General features: G+C 68.9%; 17 protein-coding genes and 2 tRNA genes. 5 read left to right on the top strand and 14 right to left on the bottom strand.

Annotation, left to right across the window (positions count from 1 at the left end; genetic code table 11):
- Positions 1-135: 135 nt before the first annotated feature.
- Both aroB and CK951_RS08430 read right to left on the bottom strand, forming a co-directional pair.
- Entirely contained in the window at positions 136-1,248 is a 1,113-nt protein-coding gene (gene aroB / locus CK951_RS08435; RefSeq protein WP_096787206.1) for a 3-dehydroquinate synthase, read from the bottom strand.
- Positions 1,248-1,790 carry a shikimate kinase gene (locus tag CK951_RS08430; protein WP_096785724.1) on the bottom strand — a complete coding sequence of 181 codons (543 nt, stop codon included), beginning with the start codon at positions 1,788-1,790 and terminating at the stop codon, positions 1,248-1,250. The genes aroB and CK951_RS08430 overlap by 1 nt, the downstream gene beginning before the upstream one ends.
- Positions 1,791-1,980: 190 nt before the next feature.
- Between CK951_RS08430 and CK951_RS21905 the strand changes: the two genes are divergently transcribed.
- The 4 genes from CK951_RS21905 (at position 1,981) to CK951_RS08410 (ending at position 6,072) form a co-directional block, all read left to right on the top strand.
- Positions 1,981-2,115 (top strand): hypothetical protein, encoded by a 135-nt coding sequence (locus CK951_RS21905; protein ID WP_096785723.1) that lies wholly within the window; start codon positions 1,981-1,983, stop codon positions 2,113-2,115.
- Complete coding sequence (locus CK951_RS08420) at positions 2,105-3,658, top strand: hypothetical protein (RefSeq protein WP_096785722.1); 1,554 nt, start codon at positions 2,105-2,107, stop codon at positions 3,656-3,658. Before CK951_RS21905 ends, CK951_RS08420 begins: the two co-directional genes overlap by 11 nt.
- The gene (locus CK951_RS08415; RefSeq protein ID WP_198402331.1) at positions 3,658-4,596 is read left to right on the top strand and encodes a site-specific tyrosine recombinase XerD; all 939 of its coding nucleotides are present in this window, start codon (positions 3,658-3,660) and stop codon (positions 4,594-4,596) included. The genes CK951_RS08420 and CK951_RS08415 overlap by 1 nt, the downstream gene beginning before the upstream one ends.
- Before the next feature lie 183 nt (positions 4,597-4,779).
- Positions 4,780-6,072: an HlyC/CorC family transporter gene (locus CK951_RS08410; RefSeq protein WP_394341566.1), complete on the top strand. Its 1,293-nt coding sequence runs from the start codon at positions 4,780-4,782 to the stop codon at positions 6,070-6,072.
- A 3-nt stretch (positions 6,073-6,075) separates the two neighbouring features.
- On the opposite strand, the gene CK951_RS08405 is transcribed toward CK951_RS08410, so the two are convergent.
- A complete protein-coding gene (locus CK951_RS08405) occupies positions 6,076-7,197 on the bottom strand; it encodes a DUF6456 domain-containing protein (RefSeq protein ID WP_096785719.1) in 1,122 nt (373 codons plus the stop codon).
- Positions 7,198-7,414: 217 nt separating this feature from the next.
- Between CK951_RS08405 and CK951_RS08400 the strand changes: the two genes are divergently transcribed.
- The gene (locus CK951_RS08400; protein WP_096785718.1) at positions 7,415-7,690 is read left to right on the top strand and encodes a DUF6477 family protein; all 276 of its coding nucleotides are present in this window, start codon (positions 7,415-7,417) and stop codon (positions 7,688-7,690) included.
- Between the two features lie 140 nt (positions 7,691-7,830).
- On the opposite strand, the gene CK951_RS08395 is transcribed toward CK951_RS08400, so the two are convergent.
- The 11 genes from CK951_RS08395 to tgt all read right to left on the bottom strand — a co-directional run bounded on the left by CK951_RS08395 (position 7,831) and on the right by tgt (position 19,032).
- Positions 7,831-9,372, bottom strand: a complete 1,542-nt coding sequence (locus CK951_RS08395) for a trimethylamine methyltransferase family protein (protein ID WP_096785717.1) — start codon at positions 9,370-9,372, stop codon at positions 7,831-7,833.
- Positions 9,373-9,472: 100 nt separating this feature from the next.
- On the bottom strand, positions 9,473-10,078 hold the full coding sequence (locus tag CK951_RS08390) for an ABC-type transport auxiliary lipoprotein family protein (RefSeq protein ID WP_096785716.1): 606 nt from the start codon (positions 10,076-10,078) through the stop codon (positions 9,473-9,475).
- A 2-nt stretch (positions 10,079-10,080) separates the two neighbouring features.
- Positions 10,081-11,046, bottom strand: a complete 966-nt coding sequence (locus CK951_RS08385; RefSeq protein ID WP_096785715.1) for an MlaD family protein — start codon at positions 11,044-11,046, stop codon at positions 10,081-10,083.
- A gap of 3 nt (positions 11,047-11,049) precedes the next feature.
- Positions 11,050-11,823 carry an ABC transporter ATP-binding protein gene (locus CK951_RS08380; RefSeq protein WP_096787205.1) on the bottom strand — a complete coding sequence of 258 codons (774 nt, stop codon included), beginning with the start codon at positions 11,821-11,823 and terminating at the stop codon, positions 11,050-11,052.
- The gene (locus tag CK951_RS08375) at positions 11,820-12,920 is read right to left on the bottom strand and encodes an MlaE family lipid ABC transporter permease subunit (RefSeq protein ID WP_198402330.1); all 1,101 of its coding nucleotides are present in this window, start codon (positions 12,918-12,920) and stop codon (positions 11,820-11,822) included. Before CK951_RS08375 ends, CK951_RS08380 begins: the two co-directional genes overlap by 4 nt.
- 365 nt (positions 12,921-13,285) lie before the next feature.
- Positions 13,286-13,361: transfer RNA gene (locus CK951_RS08370), tRNA-Val, on the bottom strand.
- 90 nt (positions 13,362-13,451) lie between these two features.
- A tRNA-Val gene (locus CK951_RS08365) sits at positions 13,452-13,526 on the bottom strand.
- Between the two features lie 19 nt (positions 13,527-13,545).
- Positions 13,546-13,878 (bottom strand): HU family DNA-binding protein, encoded by a 333-nt coding sequence (locus CK951_RS08360; RefSeq protein WP_096785713.1) that lies wholly within the window; start codon positions 13,876-13,878, stop codon positions 13,546-13,548.
- 150 nt (positions 13,879-14,028) lie between these two features.
- A complete protein-coding gene (gene lon / locus CK951_RS08355) occupies positions 14,029-16,437 on the bottom strand; it encodes an endopeptidase La (RefSeq protein ID WP_096787204.1) in 2,409 nt (802 codons plus the stop codon).
- A gap of 281 nt (positions 16,438-16,718) precedes the next feature.
- A complete protein-coding gene (locus tag CK951_RS08350; protein ID WP_096785712.1) occupies positions 16,719-17,807 on the bottom strand; it encodes an alkene reductase in 1,089 nt (362 codons plus the stop codon).
- A 94-nt stretch (positions 17,808-17,901) separates the two neighbouring features.
- Complete coding sequence (tgt, locus tag CK951_RS08345) at positions 17,902-19,032, bottom strand: tRNA guanosine(34) transglycosylase Tgt (protein WP_096785711.1); 1,131 nt, start codon at positions 19,030-19,032, stop codon at positions 17,902-17,904.
- Positions 19,033-19,066 lie beyond the last annotated feature (34 nt).

Below are 19,066 nucleotides of genomic sequence, written 5' to 3'. Positions count from 1 at the left end.
GCGGCCCTCAGCGAGCGCTGCCCCTTGGGGGGGCAGGCGGCGTTTGCGGCCGGCTGATATGGCCGGCGCCGAGGCTCGCACCCGAGGCCGAGGGCCGGCAATGCGCCGGGCGCGACGAGCGTTCCGCTCCGGTCGTCAGCGCAGCGCCAGCGCCTCGGTCAGAACGGCGCGCACCGCGTCGGGCGGCACGTCGTCGGCCACGAAGGCCGAGCCGATGCCGCGGGCGAGGATGAAGCGCAGCCTGCCGTCCACCACCTTCTTGTCCTGCCCCATCAGGGCAAGGAGCCCCTCGGCATCGGGCAAGTCGCCGGGGATGTCGCGAAGGTCCACCTTGGTGCCCATCGACCGCAGATGGGCGCGCAGACGGCTCGGCGCCTCCTGCGCGCACAGGCCCAGCCGCTGCGACAACTCGAACGCGAGCACGCAGCCGATCGCCACGCCTTCGCCATGCAGGAGCCGGTCGGAATAGCCGGTGGCCTTTTCCAGCGCATGGCAGAAGGTGTGGCCCAGGTTCAGCAGCGCCCGGTCGCCCTCCTCGGTCTCGTCGCGGGCGACGATCTCGGCCTTCATCTCGACCGAGCGGCGCACGGCGCGTTGCCGGGCCTCGGGGTCCGAGGCAAGGCGCGGCCCGGCCTCCTCCAACCAGTCGTAGAAGTCGGCATCGCCCAGAAGGCCGTATTTCACCACCTCGCCATAGCCGGCAAGAAAGTCGCGGGCGGGCAGCGTCTCGAGCACGTCGATGTCGGCCAGGACCAGCGAGGGCTGGTGGAAGGCGCCCACGAGGTTCTTGCCCTGCGCGGTGTTGATGCCGGTCTTGCCGCCGACCGAGCTGTCGACCTGCGCGAGAAGCGTCGTCGGCACCTGCACGAAGCGCACGCCGCGGCGCAGGACGGCGGCCGCAAACCCCGCAAGATCCCCGATCACCCCGCCGCCGAGCGCCACCACCACATCGCGCCGCTCGACCTTCTCCTCCAGCAGCCATTCGACGGCGCGCGAGAACTGCTCCCAGCCCTTCGTGGCCTCGCCCGCCGGCAGGGCCAGCGCCGAGGAGGCGATGCCCGCCTCGCGCAGCGCCGCCTGAAACGGCGCGAGATGCAGGCCCGCCACCGTCTCGTCGGTCAGGATCGCCACCTTCGGCCGGCGCAGTAGCGGCGCGATCTCGGCCCCCGCCCGCGCGATCAGCCCCTGCCCGATCCGCACCTCATAGGCGCGCTCGCCCAGTTCGACCCGCACCGCATCCACTGCCATCATTCCACCTCCAGCACATCCGGGCGCGTGGCCAGCGCCTCGCGGACCCGCTCGGCCATCTGCTCGACCGAGCGGTCGGGCGCGCTTTCCACCGTCAGATCCGCAAGGGCATAAACCGGCTCGCGCGTCTCGAGCAACGCCCGCAGCGTCTCGCGCGGCTGCGGCGTGCGCAGCAGCGGTCGCGTCGTCTTGTGCCGCACGCGCTGCCACAACAGCTCCAGATCCGCCTTCAGCCAGACCGAGACGCCCTGCTCGCGGATCATCCGGCGGTTCGGCTCGGCCATGAAGGCGCCGCCGCCCGTCGAGAGCACGCAAGGATCGCCTCGCAGCAGGCGCGAGAGCACCTGGCTTTCCTTCTCGCGGAAGAAGGGCTCGCCGTCCCGGGCGAAGATCTCGGCGATGCTGCGATTGGCGGCGCGCTCGATCTCCTCGTCCGAATCCAGGAAGGGCACGCCGAGGGCACGGGCCAGCGCGGTGCCCACCGCCGTCTTGCCCGCCCCCATCATGCCGACCATCACAACCGTCTTCTTCAGCCGCGCCATCGCCCCCGGCCGTCCCCCGTCCCCTTGGCGGGCGGCCTTCCGCCCCTTGTCGAACTTTGTTGCCTGAATGGCGTGAAGTCGGCTGAAAAGCCATATATATTCGACGCCGACGATCCCTGTGGCCCGTGCAAGATGCGCGAGTCCCGCGGGGCAACAACGAACCGGGGCAGAACGAGGGTCGGAAACGGGCATGTGGCGCATCTTGAAGGCTTTGCTGGTGCTTGCTGTGGTGGGTTTGATCGCGCTGACGGGCTATGCCTATCTCGCCGATCTGTCGCCGCCCCAGGAGGAGGTGACGAAGCCGGTGATGCTGAATGCCGAATGAGCTTCGCGCCGGGGCGCGACACGGCGCCGCGGCCTTCTGCGCGCTGATCTGCGCCTCGCTCTCCGCCTCGGCGCAGGAGCCGCTGTCGGCCATCGACTGGCTGTCGCGCTCGGTCTCGGCCACGGTGAAGGTGGCGCCGCCGCGCGACGAGCCGCGGGTGACCAAGGGGGCGCTTCCGGCGACGGTGGCGGTGACGCCGCTCGACGGGCCGTCGCCCGACGGGGCGGGGCTGTTGTCGGCTGCGCGCACCGGCCTGCCGCATGCCCTGTGGGGGATGGGCCGCACCACCGAGATCGCGAACCGCATCGCCGTGGCGCCCACCGGCACGCTGCCCGCCCTGCAATCGCTTCTGATGACGCTGCTTCTGGCCGAGGCCGAGCCGCCGGCCGATTCCGAGGGCAAGGGCCAGCTTCTGCTGGCGCGGGTGGACAAGCTTCTGGCCATCGGCGCGCTGGAAGCGGCCGAAAGCCTGCTCGAGGCCGCGGGCGAGACCGGGCCGGAGGTCTTCCGCCGCAGCTTCGACATCGCGCTGCTGACCGGGACCGAGGATGCCGCCTGCACCACGATGCAGAAGTCGCCCGATCTGGCCCCCACCTTCCCGGCCCGGATCTTCTGCCTTGCCCGCTCCGGCGACTGGAATGCCGCGGCGCTGACCCTGCGCACCGCGCAGGCGCTGGGCTTCGTCGACGATGCGCAGGATGCGCTGCTGTCGCGCTTCCTCGATCCCGATCTCTATGAGGGTGAAGGTCCGCTCGCGCCGCCGGCGCGGGTTACCCCGCTAGACTGGCGGCTGCTCGAGGCGGTGGGCGAGCCCCTGCCCACCCAGTCGCTGCCGATCGCCTTCGCCCATGCCGAACTGCGCGAGACCGCCGGCTGGAAGGCGCAGATCGAGGCGGCCGAGCGGCTCGCCCGGTCCGGCGCGCTGGAGCCGAATCGGCTGCTGGGACTTTACACCGCGCGGAAGGCCGCGGCCTCGGGCGGTGTCTGGGACAGGGTGCGCGCCTTCCAGGCGCTGGATGATGCGCTGACGGCGGGGGACGCCGCGGCGGTGTCGAAGGCCCTGCCCCTCGCCTTCGAGCGAATCGCCGAGGTCGAACTGGAGGTCGCCTTCGCCCGGCTGGTGGCCGACCGGCTGAAGGGCCTTGCGCTGATGCCTGAGGCGCGGGCGCTGGCCTTCCGCATCGCGCTTCTGTCGCCCGATGCCGAGGCGGTGGCGAAGGCCCATGCCCCGGCCGATGCCACGGAACGCTTCCTTGCGGCGCTGGCCATGGGAAGGACCAAGGGGGCGCAGCCGGTCGATGCCATGGGGCGCGCCGTCCTCGCAGCCTTCCGGGATCCGGTTCCGTCGTCGGCCGCGCAGGACCTGCTGGACCAGAACCGCCCCGGCGAGGCGCTGCTTCTGGCGCTGGACGAGGTGTCGCGCGGGTCGGATGGCGATCTCGTCGGCGTGACCGAGGGGCTCTCGCTGATCCGCAAGCTGGGGCTGGAGCCCGTCGCGCGCCGCATCGGGCTGGAGCTTCTGCTGCTGGAGCGCCGCGGCTGATGGCGCCCGCGGGGATGGAGCGGTGGATCTCGGCCTTCCTCGAGGCGCAGGCCGCCGAACTCGATGCCGCGCGCAACACCCGCCTGGCCTATGGCCGGGATCTCAAGGACTTTGCCGCGTGGCTTGCGCGGCGCGAGGGCGACTTCACCACCGCCGACCGCGATGCGGTCGAGGCCTATCTGGGTTTCTGCGAGGCGCAGGGCCTGTCGCCCGCCACCCGGGCGCGCCGGCTGTCGGCGATCCGGCAGCTCTACCGCTTCGCGCATGAGGAAGGCTGGCGCGCCGACAATCCGGCGATCCGCATCCAGGGACCCGCGAAAGCGAAGCGCCTGCCGAAGACGCTGGAGGTCGAGGAGGTCGACCGTCTGCTCGAGGCCGCGCGCGACAAGGGCCGCCGGGCGGAGGACCAGATCCGCAACCGCTGCCTGCTGGAACTGCTCTATGCCACCGGCATGCGGGTCTCGGAGATGGTCGAGATGCCGGCCGCGGTGGCGCGGGGCAATCCGCAGATGATCCTTGTCCGGGGCAAGGGCGGCAAGGAGCGCATGGTGCCGCTTTCGCCCCCTGCGCGCGAAGCCCTTGCCGACTGGCTGAAGGCGCGCGACGAGGCCGAGGAGCGCGCGGCGAAGGCGGGGCGGCCCGCCTCGCGCTTCCTGTTCCCGGGGGCAGGCGCGGCCGGTCACCTGACGCGCGAGTATTTCTATGTCCTCGTCAAGGAGATCGCCGTTCTGGCCGGCATCGATCCGGCCCGCGTCACGCCGCACACCCTGCGCCATGCCTTCGCCACGCATCTTCTGGCCGGCGGCGCCGACCTGCGGGTGATCCAGACGCTGCTGGGGCACGCCGACCTTGCCACGACCGAGATCTATACCCACGTGCTCGACGAGCACCTGAAGGACCTGGTGCTGCGCCACCATCCGCTGGCGCGGGGCGACTGAGGTCTGCGGCGTCTCCCTTCGAGTCCGGTTCCCCACAGCGGGGCCGGCGGAAGAGGGCGGGACCGCAGACCCGGCCGGCGCGGGCCTGCCCGGCCAGTTCCGCGCGAACGACCGCTTGCGGGGCGCGGGCCGTGCCCTCCATACTGGCGCCCCTGCCTGACCTGAAGGACCTTTCCTGTCATGATGTTCTCGAACCTCGATCCGCAGTCGATGCTGACGGCTGGGGCGATCCTCGTCCTGATCATGCTCTCGGCCTTCTTCTCCGGCTCGGAGACCGCGCTGACGGCCTCGTCCCGTGCCAAGCTGCGGTCGCAGGCCGACAAGGGCTCGCGGGGGGCCGAATCCGCGCTGCAAGTCACGGAGGACAGCGAACGGATGATCGGCGCCCTGCTTCTGGGCAACAACGTGGTGAACATCCTGTCCGCCTCGCTCGCGACGGCGCTGCTGACCAAGCTGGTCGGAGACGGAGGCGTTGCGGTGGCGACGCTGGCGATGACCTTCCTCGTGCTGATCTTCGGAGAGGTGCTGCCGAAGACGCTGGCGATCAGCCGGCCCGAGGCCTTTGCCCGTCGGGTCGCCCCGATCATCCGCGTGCTGATCGTGGTGTTCTCGCCCGTCGTGGCCGTCGTGCGGTCGCTCGTGCGGGGCCTGCTGCGCGTGGTGGGGGTCAGGATCAACCCGAACGACCACATGCTTGCCATCCGCGACGAGATCGCCGGCGCCATCGCGTTGGGCCATTCGCAGGGCGCGGTCGAGAAGGAGGACCGCGACCGGCTGCTGGGTGCGCTCGACCTGTCCGAGCGCACGGTCGAGGAGATCATGCGCCACCGCAGCCAGATCGAGATGATCGACGCCGACAAACCCTCGTCCGAGATCATCGCGCAGGTGCTGGCCTCGCCCCATACGCGGATCCCGGTCTTTCGCGGCGATCACGAGAACATCGTCGGTGTCATCCACGCCAAGGACCTGCTGCGCGAGGTCAGCCGGCTGATGCGGGCGGGCAGCCCCGAGGCGGTGAGCCAGCCCGACATCCTGAAGGTGGCGATGAAGCCCTACTTCGTCCCGGAAACCACGCCGCTCGACGAACAGATGCGCCAGTTCCTGAAGCGCCACACCCATTTCGCGCTGGTGGTGGACGAGTACGGCGCGCTGAAGGGACTGATCACGCTGGAAGATATCATCGAGGAGATCGTGGGCGAGATCAACGACGAGTTCGACATCGCGCAGGAGGTGACGCTGAAGCGCGCCGACACGGGCGACTATCTCGTCGATGGCTCCATGACGATCCGCGACCTGAACCGCATGATGGACTGGCAGCTTCCCGACGACGAGGCCAACACGGTGGCCGGCCTCGTCATCCACGAGGCGCAGATGATCCCGAACGAGGGGCAGGCCTTCAGCTTCCACGGCTTCCGCTTCGAGGTGCTGACCAAGCGCGAGAACCGGATCATGAAGCTGAAGGTCAAGCCTCTCTGACGCTCAGCCGATCAGCGGCCGCGCCCGGCCATAGGTTTCGTCATAGTGCCGGCGCAGCCGCTGCAGCGCGATGCGGAGCACGATCTTGCCCGACCGCGCCGACCAGCCCATCCGCCGCTCGGCGGCCTCGAGCCCCTCGAGGAAGCAGCAGCAGCGCAGCACCATGTCGCCCAGCCCCGGGCCGAGGTCGCGCAGCGCGGCGGCGACGCGCTCGCGGGCCTGCCGCGGCCCCTCGGCGCCGCCCGCGTCGCTGCGGAAGTTGCCGCGGTCGGCGCCGGTCAGGAAGCGGTCCCAGTTCTGGGCGACGCGCGGACCCATCTGCGCCAGTTCGAAATCCTCGCGCAGCCGCTCGGCGGCCTCGACCAGTTCGGGCGACAGGAACGGCTGGCCGTCCTTGTCGCGCCGCCGCCCCAGCACGGCCACCGGGCTTTCGGCGGCGTTGTAGCGCATGCGCCGGTTGCCCTCCTCGTCGCGGATCTCGCGCTCGTCCCAGTCGCGGTGCTGGTCCGCGAAGGGCGTGGCCGCCTCGGCCAGCCCGCGCCGGCCCTCCTCCTGGCCCGCGAGCCGCTTCAGGGCGATCCGGCCGGCGGCGGTGATCTCGTAGGTGGCGATCCGGCCCGGCTTGCGGCAGGTGATCCAGTCCTTCAGCGCGAAGGCCTGCGCCACCGTCCGCTCCACCACCGCCATCCGCACCGTCTGCCCGTCGGCAAGGGTGCGCAACACCGCGGCCTTCTCCATGTCGGGTGCCACGGCGAGAACGCATTGCGGCTCGGCCAGCCGGCGCAGCACGCGGCGCGCCTCGCGTGCGATGGTGGCCTCGTCGAGCGTGGCCGGCAGGGGGGAATCGGGGCGGATCGGTGCCGTCATGTCGGATCTGTCCTTTCTGGAGGGAGGGTGGCCGCGCCCCTGCGCCCGCCCGAGCGCCGCCAGCGCCTCATCCACAAGGGGATCGTCGCGGCGGCTCTCGCATCGGCGCACGTGGCGCATCACCGTCGAGGCGTGGCAGCCCTCGCGCCGCGCCAGCGCGCGGAGCGAGAGACCCACCTCGGTGTGATCGAGGTAAAGCCGCACGGCTTCGGGAAGCCATGCGGGCAGCGTCGAAGTCTCGCGAAGATCGGTATGCATCTTTCCATCCCGTGGCACCCCGCCTTGGGGCGTTGTCCGGCCTTGGACGTTTGCAACCGTCAGGGGCATTGGTTACCTGTTCGTTAATAACTGCGGTGTTGTTGATAATTCTTTCTAATTCCTAAACATTCGAGAAAGGTCCGCGCGCTGAATCGGTCGCGCCTGCAACGCAGAGTTGCACGGACTCAATCTGTCCAGCCCGACAGAGGAGAATCCCATGACCGATTTCCGCAGCCTTCTCGCCGAGATCCGCCGCCCGCGACTTCTCATGCGCGCAGCGCGGCTTGGACTGGCCGACTATCGGCGCGAGCGCGACCTGCGGCGGCTGGTCGGAGAGCAGCGTCTCGAACCCGCCGTCGCGGCGCTGATCACCGAGGAACGGCAACTCGAGGACCGGCGGCTGGCGGGGGATGCGACCTATTCCGTCGCCCATCATGTCGAGGTGCTGATCGCGCTGATCGCCGAAGCGCGGCTGATCGAGCCCTCGCTGTAAGGCAGCGGGCCCGTCCGGCGGGCGTCGCATTCGCGGCGCCCGGCCGTCACGGGCGGGTTCCGGCGCGGGCGGCTGCCGTCAGACGGCAACGGGCACGGACCCGTCGGCCCGTGCCCGCCCCGCCTGTCCTGCCTGTCGCCTCAGATGAAGGCGTCGGGCATCGATTCCTTCTTCTTCGCCACATAGGCGGCGAGCGACTCGGCCACGCCCTCGTCAAGCGCGGGCTGCTGGTAGTCGCCGAGCAGCTTCTTCACGCGCGCCGCCGCAAGCGCCTGCGTGTCGCGCGCGCCCTCTTCCTCCCAGGTTTCGAACGGCTTGTAGTCGAGCAGGTCCGAACGCCAGAAGGCCGTCTTGAAGTTGGCCTGCGTGTGCGAGCAGCCGAGGTAGTGCCCGCCCGGGCCCACCTCGCGGATCGCGTCCATCCCCTGCCCGTTCTCGTCCACCGAGATTCCCTGCGCCAGATGGTGCAGCGTCCCGAGCTGGTCGGCATCCATCACGAACTTCTCGTAGGACGACACGAGCCCGCCCTCGAGCCAGCCGCAGGCGTGCAGCATGAAGTTCACGCCCGACAGCAGCGCCATGTTGAGCGAGTTGGCCGATTCATAGGCCGCCTGCGCGTCGGGCAGCTTGGAACCGCAGAACCCGCCGCCCGAGCGGTAGGGCAGCCCCAGACGCCGCGCCAGCTGGCCCGCGCCATAGGTGATGTGCGCGGCCTCGGGGGTGCCGAAGGTCGGCGCACCCGAGTTCATGTCGATCGAGGTCACGAAGGCGCCGAAGATCACCGGTGCGCCCGGCCGGATCAGCTGGCTGTAGGCCACGCCCGCCAGCACCTCGGCCAGAACCTGCGTCAAGGTGCCCGCCACGGTGACCGGCGCCATCGCGCCGCCCACGATGAACGGCGAGACGATCGCGGCCTGACCCGCCTGCGCATAGACCTCGAGCGCGCCCATCATCGTCGCGTCGAAGGTCAGCGGCGAGTTGATGTTGACGAGCGAGGTCATCACCGTGTTCCGGTCGACGAAGTCCGACCCGAACAGGAGCTTCGCCATCTCCACCGAATCCTCGGCGCGCGAGGGTTCGGTGACCGATCCCATGAAGGGCTTGTCCGACAGCGTCATGTGGGCATGGAGCATGTCGAGGTGGCGCTTGTTCACCGGCACGTCGGTCGGCTCGCAGACCGTGCCGCCCGAGTGGTGCAGCCATTTCGACATGTAGCCGAGCTTCACGAAGGCGCGGAAATCCTCCATCGTGGCATAGCGGCGGCCGCCTTCCAGATCGCGCACGAAGGGCGGGCCGTAGACCGGCGCCAGCACGAGGCTGCGCCCGCCGATCTCGACGTTGCGCTCGGGGTTGCGCGCGTGCTGGGTGAAGGCCGAGGGCGCCGTGGCGCAAAGCTTGCGCGCAAGGCCCCTCGGGATGTGCACCCGCTCGCCCCGGACATCCGCACCCACGTCACGCCAGCGCTGCAGGGCCGCCGGATTCTCCAGGAAGTTGACGCCGACCTCCTCGAGGACCGTCTCGGCGTTCCACTCGATGATCTGGAGCGCTTCCTCGTTCAGGATCTCGAAGTTCGGGATGTTGCGGGTGATGAACTTCGCGGTGTCCAGGCTGACGGCGGTGCGCTCCGCCCGCCGCGCCGATCCGCCGCCCCCGCGCGCCCTGCGTGTCGTGACGTCGTTCATCGCCCATCCTCCAGAACCGGTGCCGTTTTGCGTCCTTATGACGCTTTTCCGGGCGCGGTCGGCCGACGTTTCCGGCGCTTGCTGCCGAAAAGCGACATGCTCAGCGCGTGCGGGACCGCACCCACGGCGCGGCCTCGGACAGGGCCTGCGTCGTGGCTGCCTCGAAGGCCACGATCACGTCGCCGGTCGCGTCGGAAAGGGCCTGCGCCCGGGCATCCACCCGCCGGGTCGCAAGGATGGAGCGGTCGTCCTCGCGGATCAGCGTCAGGGTCAGGCCGACCTTGACCACCGGCGGCTGGCCGGGGGGCGCCTCGGCCTGGAAATCGCGCAGCTCGGTCATCAGCGTGTAGTCGGGCACCAGCCCCGCCGCATCGCGCGCCACCAGCCGGAAGCCGCCGGCGTTCTGCAGCGATCCGACCAGAAGCGTCTGGACCAGCGCCGGCGCCGGGTCCGACCAGCGCGCATCCGGCAGATACTGCGCCTGCACGCGCGACGGCTTGATCAGGATGCGATCGGTTGACAGCGCCCCGCCCGACGAGGCGGCTTCCACGACGATATGGCCGGAGCCACTGCCGCCCTGCCCGGGAAGCGGCGACAGCGTATAGGTGTCCAGCGCCTCGGAAGCGCGTGACAGCGAAGAGAACGCGCCGCAGCCCGACAGCGGAAGCGCGGCGGCAAGGGCAGCGGTCAGGATCAGGGCGCGCATCGTCACCTCCTGTAGGACGGGGTCTGGTTGCCAAGGAAGAACCGGGCCGGATCGCGCGAGATCTGCGCGAGGAGCGAGTTGAAGTTGCCCACCATACGGCGGGTCTCGGTGGCCAGTATCTCGTATTTCGGCAGGCCGTTGTCGGCGAAATTGCGGATGCCGGCCAGCGAGCGCTCGACACTCTCGACCGCCCGGCCGATCTGGTCGACCATCGGCGGCACGTCCTCCCGCACCACGCGGTCGACGCTCTCGAAGGTGTCGCGCGCCGCACTTGCCGCGCCCTTGGCCTCGGTCAGCGTGGTCTCCAGCGTGCCAAGCGCGACCTCGGCCCGGTCGGCAATGCCGTCCAGCCGGCCGGCGAACTCGTTCAGCCGCGCGGTCGCCTCGGTCGTGTCGCGCGTGATCACGGCGAGGTTCTGCATCGAGGCATCGGCGTTGGTCAGGATGCTTGCGACCGCCTCGCGATTCGCCTCGCCGGTGAAGGTCTGGATGTCCTTCAGCAGCCGGATGGCCTCGGCCAGCAGGGTCGGCGCATCCGCTGTCAGCGCCTGCACCGCCGAGCGTTCCGACGGAATGACCGCGACACTTTCCCCCTCCTCCGGTTCGAGCGGCTCCGGTGCCGCCCCTCCCGACAGGGACACGTAGGAGACGCCCGTTACCCCCTGGGAGGCGACCTGAGCCTTGGTGTCGGTCCGCACCGGCGTGGTCGCCGACAGCTGGATGCGCACGCGCACCAGCGCCGGGTTCTCCTCATACACGCCGATGGTCAGGACCTCGCCGACGTCGACGCCGTTGTAGCGCACGGGACTGGCCCGGCCGAGGCCCTCGACGCTCTCGAACAGGATGTCATAAAGGGTATAGGTCCGGTCCAGCTGCACCTTGGCCAGCCACAGAAGGAACCCCAGCGTCGCCACCACGCTCAGAAGCGTGAAGAGGCCGATCAGCACATAGCGCGCCCGCGTCTCCATCCCTCAGCTCTCCGCCGCGAGCAGCGCGGCATGGGCACGCGGCCCGTGGAAATACTCGCGGACCCACGGGTGGTCCACCTCCATCAGTTCGCGGATCGTTCCGGTCACCAGCACTTTCCTCTCGGCCAGGACCGCGATGCGGTCACAGGTTGCATGCAGCGTATCGAGATCATGCGTCACGAGAAAGACCGTAAGCCCGAGCGACTTCTGCAGGTTGCGGATCAGCACGTCGAATTCCGAGGCACCGATCGGATCGAGCCCGGCCGTCGGTTCGTCGAGGAAGACGATGTCGGGGTCGAGCGCCAGCGCGCGGGCGAGCCCTGCCCGCTTGCGCATCCCGCCCGAGAGTTCCGACGGATAGAGCGTGCGTGCCTTGGGCGGCAGGCCCACCATCGCGATCTTCAGATCCGCCAGCGCCTCGCGCGTTGCCGCATCGAGACCCGTCCGCTCGCGCATGGGGGCCTCGACATTCTCGCGCGCGGTCAGCGACGAGAACAGTGCGCCGTCCTGGAACATCACGCCCCAGCGGTTCTCGACCTTCGCCATCTCCTGCTTGGAGGCGGTGCGCACATCGACGCCGAACACCTTGATGCTGCCCGCCTTCGGCTTCTGCAGCCCGACGATCGAGCGCAGCAGCACCGACTTCCCGGTGCCGGAGCCGCCGACGATGCCCAGCACCTCGCCGCGATAGATGTCAAGGTCGAGGTTCTCGTGAATCACGTTCGGGCCGAACTGGTTCTTCAGGCCGCGGACCTCGATCAGAACCTCGGCCATCAGAGCCCCCATACCGCAAAGAAGATCGAGAACAGCGCGTCGATGACGATCACGAGGAAGATCGCCTGCACGACCGAGCGGGAGGTGTGCTGGCCGAGCGATTCGGCATTGCCCGCGACCTGCATGCCCTGGTGGCAGCCGATCACCGCGATGATGACCGCGAAGAACGGCGCCTTCACCAGCCCGATGATGGCGTGGCTGACATCGGTATTGGCCAGAAGCTGCGTGCGGAACATGCCCGGCGTGATGCCGAGGTCGATCCAGGCCATCAGCCCGCCACCCACCAGCCCCGCCATCGAGGCGATGAAACCCAGAGCCGGCAGCAGGATCACGAGCGCCAGCACCCGCGGCAGCACCAGCCGGTCGATCGGGTCAAGGCCGAGGACGCGCATCGCATCGATCTCCTCGCGCATCTTCATCGAGCCGATCGCCGCCGTGAAGGCCGAGGCCGACCGGCCCGCCACGATGATCGCCGTCAGCAGGATGCCCAGTTCGCGCAGGATCGAGATCGCGACAAGGTCCACCACATAGACCTCGGCCCCGAAGGGCTTGAGTTGCGTGGAGCCCTGGAAGGCCAGCACGATCCCGATCAGGAACCCCATCAGCGACACGATGGGCACGGCGTTCCAGCCCGCCTCCTGCATGTGATGGACAAGCGGCGTGAGCCGCAGCCGGGTCGGGTGCAGGACCAGCGCGAAGAGATGCGCCACCACCTCGCCGAGGAACCCCAGCGCGTTCAGCGCCGTGCCCAGCCCCTGCGCCACATCGCGGCCAAGGTGGGCAAGGCCGTCGTCCGGCCGGCCCGGGATGGTGCGGCGGCGCTTCTCCGGCTCGGGCATCGCCCGGGCCACCGTCTCGATCAGCTGGCCCTGCGCCTCTGTCAGGTTGACGAGCTCGAGCCGGCGCCCGGCGGCTTGCACCCGCTTTTGCGCCTGCAGGATGGCCCATGCACCCGCAGTGTCGAACGCCGTGACGGCGGACATGTCGAGCGTTTCCCCATCCTCGAGCAGGCGCAGCCGCCGCTGGGTCTCGGCCATCGTCTCGATGGTCAGCGGACCTTCCAGCCGCTCTGGCGAGGATCTCACGCCGCGTGCCGCCAAGACGGTCCTCGCGCGATTGACCCAGACGGCATGACGATATCCCCGTTCCGCACGCCGCATCCGGCGGTTGCACTTCCGACGCCGGCAAAGGAGACACCTTGTGGTCAGCCCGGCCCGGCGGGCAAAGTCTAGTGCCGGCGGCGCCGTTCTCAAGCCGTTCCGGACGAAATCCGGCCGGCGTGGCCGATACGCCCCGGTTGTGCGCCGCCGGTCGACGGCGCAGCGGGACGGGCCGGCCCCCCGGCTGCCCGCGTAGCGGCGGACGAGCCTGCGCAGGCAGTCCACGCCCGGCCGGGTCGGGCCTCTGCGATGCGTGGACAGCGGGCCGAGAATACCGGCCGAACAGTGGGATCCGTTTCGGAGGATGGTGGGCGGTGAGGGATTCGAACCCCCGACATTCTCGGTGTAAACGAGACGCTCTACCAACTGAGCTAACCGCCCCCGGCACGCCCTCTACCGCAGCGTCACCGACCTTCGCAACCCCCCGAAAGCGAAAACGCGCCGGACCGGGGTCCGACGCGTTTCGTGTCATGGTGGGCGATAACGGATTTGAACCGCTGACATCTTCGATGTGAACGAAGCGCTCTACCGCTGAGCTAATCGCCCGATGGCGCGGGTATTATCGTCACTCGCCGGCGTCTGCAAGAGCCTGCGTGGAATCTTTTTCGCCATCCTTCACGGCAGTGCGCCGCAGCCGCACCATCATGCGGATGCCCGCGCCGATATCGTTCCGGCGCTGAACCTTGAGATGGCCAAGCGGCGGCAGGTTCAACTCGTCCCCACGCTCCAGCGCCTCGCCGAGGGCGACAAGCGTTGCCTCGACCGCCTCGCGCACCTCCTTGCGCTTGACGCCGGTGGCGCCGGCCACCTGCTCGATCAGGTCCTTCTTGCGCAGGACCGCGGCACCGCGCGTCTCGGCCGCATCCGCGGTCTGTCCGGGTTGGATGGGTTCATTCATGGCTCGGGGCCCCCTTGTTGTCTGGATTCATGAAAACTAAGCCGGCCGCGGCCGAACGGGAACCATCCGCGCAGGCGGATGGTCGCGGCGGGCATCATGGGGGAAGGCGCGGCCATGGCCGCGCCTTCCCTCCGTCACCCGTTCCGCCCGTCAGTGTGCGGTCGCGCTCGGTGCGTTCTCACGCTCGAGCCGGCGGGCTGCGGCGGCGGCTTCCTCCGCCTCCTCGTCCCATTCGACCGGCTCGGGCATCCGCACCAGCGCCTCGCGCAGGACTTCCCGGACATGGGCCACCGGGATGATCCGCAGGCCCTCCTTCACGTTGTCCGGGATCTCCGCCAGATCCTTGGCGTTCTCCTCGGGGATCAGCACGGTCTTGATGCCGCCCCTCAGCGCCGCGAGCAGTTTCTCCTTCAGCCCGCCGATCGGCAGCACGTTGCCGCGCAGCGTCACCTCGCCGGTCATCGCCACATCCTTGCGGACCGGAATCCCGGTCAGGACCGACACGATCGAGGTCACCATCGCCACACCGGCCGAAGGCCCGTCCTTGGGCGTCGCACCTTCCGGGACGTGGACGTGGATGTCGACAGCCTCGAACTTCGGCGGCTTCACCCCCAGTTCCGGCGAGATCGACCGCACGAAGCTCGAGGCCGCGTCGATCGATTCCTTCATCACGTCGCCAAGCTTGCCGGTGGTCTTCATCCGGCCCTTGCCCGGCAGGCGCAGCGCCTCGATCGAGAGCAACTCGCCGCCGACCGAAGTCCAGGCCAGACCCGTGACCACGCCGACCTGATCCTCCTTCTCGGCCAGGCCGTAGCGGAAGCGCTTCACGCCGAGGTAGGCTTCTAGCTTCTCGGGCGTGATCTCGACCGCCTTGGTCGTGCCCTTCACGATCTCGGTCACGGCCTTCCGCGCCAGTTTCGCGATCTCGCGTTCGAGGTTCCGCACCCCCGCCTCGCGGGTGTAGGTGCGGATGATCTCGGTCAGCGCCTCGTCGGTGACGCGGAACTCGCCCTTCTTCAGCGCGTGGTTCGTGATCTGCTTCGGGATCAGGTGCTGCTTGGCGATCTCGCGCTTCTCGTCCTCGGTGTAGCCGGCAAGCGGGATGATCTCCATCCGGTCCAGAAGCGGCGACGGCATGTTGTAGCTGTTGGCCGTGGTCAGGAACATCACGTTCGACAGGTCGTATTCCACTTCAAGATAGTGGTCCACGAAGGTCGAGTTCTGTTCCGGATCGAGCACCTCGAGCATCGCCGAGGCCGGGTCGCCGCGGAAGTCCTGCCCCATCTTGTCGATCTCGTCGAGCAGGATGAGCGGGTTCGTCGTCTTGGCCTTCTTCAGCGCCTGGATGATCTTGCCGGGCATCGAGCCGATATAGGTCCGACGATGGCCGCGGATCTCGGATTCGTCGCGCACGCCGCCCAGCGAGATGCGGATGAACTCGCGCCCCGTGGCCTTCGCCACCGACCGCCCCAGCGAGGTCTTGCCGACGCCCGGAGGTCCGACGAGGCAGAGGATCGGCCCCTTGAGTTTCGCCGAGCGCGCCTGCACGGCGAGATATTCGACGATGCGCTCCTTGACCTTCTCGAGCCCGTGGTGGTCGGCGTCGAGAACTTCCTGCGCCTTGCTCAGGTCCTTCTTGGTGCGCGACTTCACGCCCCACGGCACGCCCAGCAGCCAGTCGAGGTAGTTGCGCACCACCGTGGCCTCGGCCGACATGGGCGACATCGACTTCAGCTTCTTGACCTCGGCCTCGGCCTTGTCGCGAGCCTCCTTGGACAGCTCGGTCTTGGCGATCCGCTCTTCGAGTTCCGCGATCTCGTTCTGGCCGTCCTCGCCGTCGCCGAGTTCCTTCTGAATGGCCTTCATCTGCTCATTCAGATAATACTCGCGCTGCGTGCGCTCCATCTGCGACTTGACGCGGGTCTTGATCTTCTTCTCGACCTGCAGGACCGACATCTCGCCCTGCATGTGGCCATAGACCTTCTCCAGCCGCTCGGCCACGTCGAGCGTCTCGAGCAGGGCCTGCTTCTGCGCAACCTCGACGCCGAGGTGACCGGCCACGAGGTCGGCGAGACGCGCGGCGTCCCGGGTTTCCGAGACGGCGGCCAGCGCCTCCTCGGGGATGTTCTTCTTGATCTTGGCGTAGCGCTCGAATTCCTCGGCCACGGCACGCAGCAGCGCCTCGACCGTGGCCTGATCGCCCGGTTCCTCGCTCAGGCGCTCGGCCCGGGCTTCGAAGAACGAGTCGTTGGTCAGGAACTCGGTGATGCGCACGCGGCTCTTGCCCTCGACGAGCACCTTCACCGTGCCGTCGGGCAGCTTGAGGAGTTGCAGCACGTTGGCAAGCACGCCCGCGCGATAGATGCCCTCGGTGGTCGGGTCATCCACGGACGGGTCGATCTGCGAGGACAGCAGGATCTGCCGGTCGTCCGCCATCACCTCTTCGAGTGCCCGGACCGATTTCTCCCGGCCGACGAACAGCGGAACGATCATGTGGGGGAAGACCACGATGTCGCGCAGCGGAAGCACCGGGAAGCTGTTGGGGAGCTGTTCAGTCATGTTCATTCCTTCGATGCAGGAAGGCTCCGGCCCCGGCCATTCGGCAGCACTCGGCCTTCCCCGGACGTTCATCACGATATCTGGTGACAGGGGATCGCGCTGTCAACCTGACCCTCTTGCGGCTTGCCGCAAGTCTGGACCGGCCGGCTTCGGCCAACAAGCGGTCTTTCGGTGCAATCTTGTGCAAGTCGCGGGCCAGCCGCCGCGCCCGGGGCCAGTGCGGCCCGGGACGGGCTGTCGGGGCAGCCGGCCCATCCTGGGCGGGCCGGCTGCCGGAAATGTCACAAGTCGGCAGGTTCGAGCGCCGGATAGTCGGTATAACCTTCGGCACCGCCGCCATAGAGCCCCTCGGTCGGCAGCGGGTTGAGCGGCGCATCGACCGCCAGCCGCTCGGCCAGGTCTGGGTTCGAGATGTAGAGCTTGCCGAAGGCCACGGCCTCGGCCGCGCCGCTCTCGACCGCCTCCACCGCCATCGCGCGGGTGTAGCCGTTGTTGGCGATATAGGCCCCGTCGAAGCGGTCGCGCAGCGTCTCGAGCGCGCCGGCGGGCCAGTCGCGCGGACCGCCTGTCTGGCCCTCGACCATGTGCAGGAAGGCGAGCCTGTGCCGGTTCAGCACATCGACGGCCTTGGAGAAGAGGCCCACGGTGTCGCTGTCGATGCCCACGTCATTGGCGTTCGAGAACGGGCTGAGCCGGATGCCGGTGCGCCCTGCCCCCATTTCCGACACGACGGCGCCGACCACCTCGTCAAGGAAGCGCACGCGGTTCTCCTGGCTGCCGCCATAGCCGTCGGTGCGCCGGTTGGTGGTGTCGCGCAGGAACTGGTCGATCAGGTAGCCGTTCGCGCCGTGAATCTCGACGGCGTCGAAGCCTGCCCGCCGGGCGTTGGCCGCAGCCTTGCGGTAGTCCTCGACGATGCGGGCGATCTCGGCGGTTTCCAGCGCGCGGGGTTCCGAGGTCGCGACGAAGGCGCTGCCGTCGAAGGTGCGCGAGGCCGCCGTCAGCGCCGAGGGCGCAACCGGTGCCTGGCCGTCCAGCAGGCTCGTGTGGCTGATCCGGCCGACGTGCCAGAGCTGGATCGCGATCTTGCCGCCCTTGGCGTGGACGGCATCGGTCACGGCCTTCCATGCCGCGACTTGCGCTTCCGAGTAGATCCCCGGCGTCCAGGCATAGCCCTTGCCCTCGGGCGAGATCTGCGAGCCTTCGGTGACGATCAGCCCCGCACCGGCGCGCTGGCTGTAGTATTCGACGGTCAGCGAGGTCACCGCATGGTCCGCCGGATTGGCGCGGTTCCGCGTCAGCGGCGCCATCACGACGCGGTTCTTCAGGTGAAGGTCGCCGAACGTGGCCGGCGTGAAAAGCTTGGTCATCGGGATATCCCTTGCCTCAGACTGTCGGTCCGAGATATGCGCCCCACGCCGCTCCGCAAGCCTCTGGCCATGCGGCGGGCGCATGGCCGCCATGTCAGAGCGGATCGATGTCCCCCTGTGCGCGGCCGGCATGGAACCCGGCGACGAAGCCGGACAGGCGCCCTTCTTCAATGGCTTCGCGCAGGCCTGCCATCAGTTCCTGATAGTAATGCAGGTTGTGCCAGGTCAGCAGCATCGAGGCGATGATCTCCTGCGCACGGAAGACGTGATGCAGATAGGCGCGCGAGTAGTTGCGGCAGCACGGGCAGGTGCAGGCCTCGTCCAGCGGCCGCGGATCGTCCATGTGGCGCGCGTTCTTGATGTTGACCTGCCCCCTCCGGGTCCAGGCCTGCCCCGTCCGCCCCGAACGCGAGGGCAGCACGCAATCCATCATGTCCACCCCGCGCTCGACCGCGCCCACGATGTCGTCGGGCTTGCCCACGCCCATCAGGTAGCGCGGCCGGTCCTCGGGCAGGAAGCCGGGCGCATAGTCGAGGACGCCGAACATCGCCTCCTGCCCCTCGCCCACGGCAAGCCCGCCTATGGCATAGCCTTCGAAGCCGATCGCCTTCAGCGCCTCGGCGCTTTCCTCGCGCAACTCGCGCGTGACGCCGCCCTGCATGATCCCGAAGAGCGCATGGCCGGGACGGTCACCGAAGGCGTCGCGCGAGCGCTGCGCCCACCGCATCGAGAGGCGCATCGACTTCGCCACCGCCTCATCGGTCGCGGGCAGCGCCGGGCATTCATCGAAGGCCATGACGATGTCGGAGCCCAGAAGCCGCTGGATCTCCATGCTGCGCTCGGGCGAAAGGTGGTGCCTTGATCCGTCGATGTGAGAGCGGAAGGTCACGCCCTCCTCGGTCAGCTTCCTGAGGTCGGCAAGGCTCATCACCTGGAAACCGCCCGAGTCGGTCAGGATCGGCCGCTCCCAGTTCATGAAGCGGTGCAGGCCGCCCAGCCGCGCGATGCGCTCGGCCGTGGGGCGCAGCATCAGGTGGTAGGTGTTGCCCAGCAGGATGTCCGCGCCCGTGGCGCGCACGCTTTCCGGCAACATCGCCTTGACGGTGCCGGCGGTGCCCACCGGCATGAAGGCGGGCGTGCGGATCTCGCCCCGCGGGGTCGAGATCACCCCGGTCCGGGCGCGGCCGTCGGTGGCCTTCAGTTCGAACGAAAATCGCTGGGCCATCGAAGTCTCCCGCCTGCCGCGGGGCCCTTCTGCG

Origin of the sequence: Rhodobacter sp. CZR27 (genome assembly GCF_002407205.1) — a bacterium.
In the GTDB taxonomy this organism is placed as follows: Bacteria; Pseudomonadota; Alphaproteobacteria; order Rhodobacterales; family Rhodobacteraceae; genus Cereibacter_A.
The sequence above is the reverse complement of the archived record's forward strand: the minus strand, read 5'-3'. Positions and strand labels throughout refer to the sequence as shown.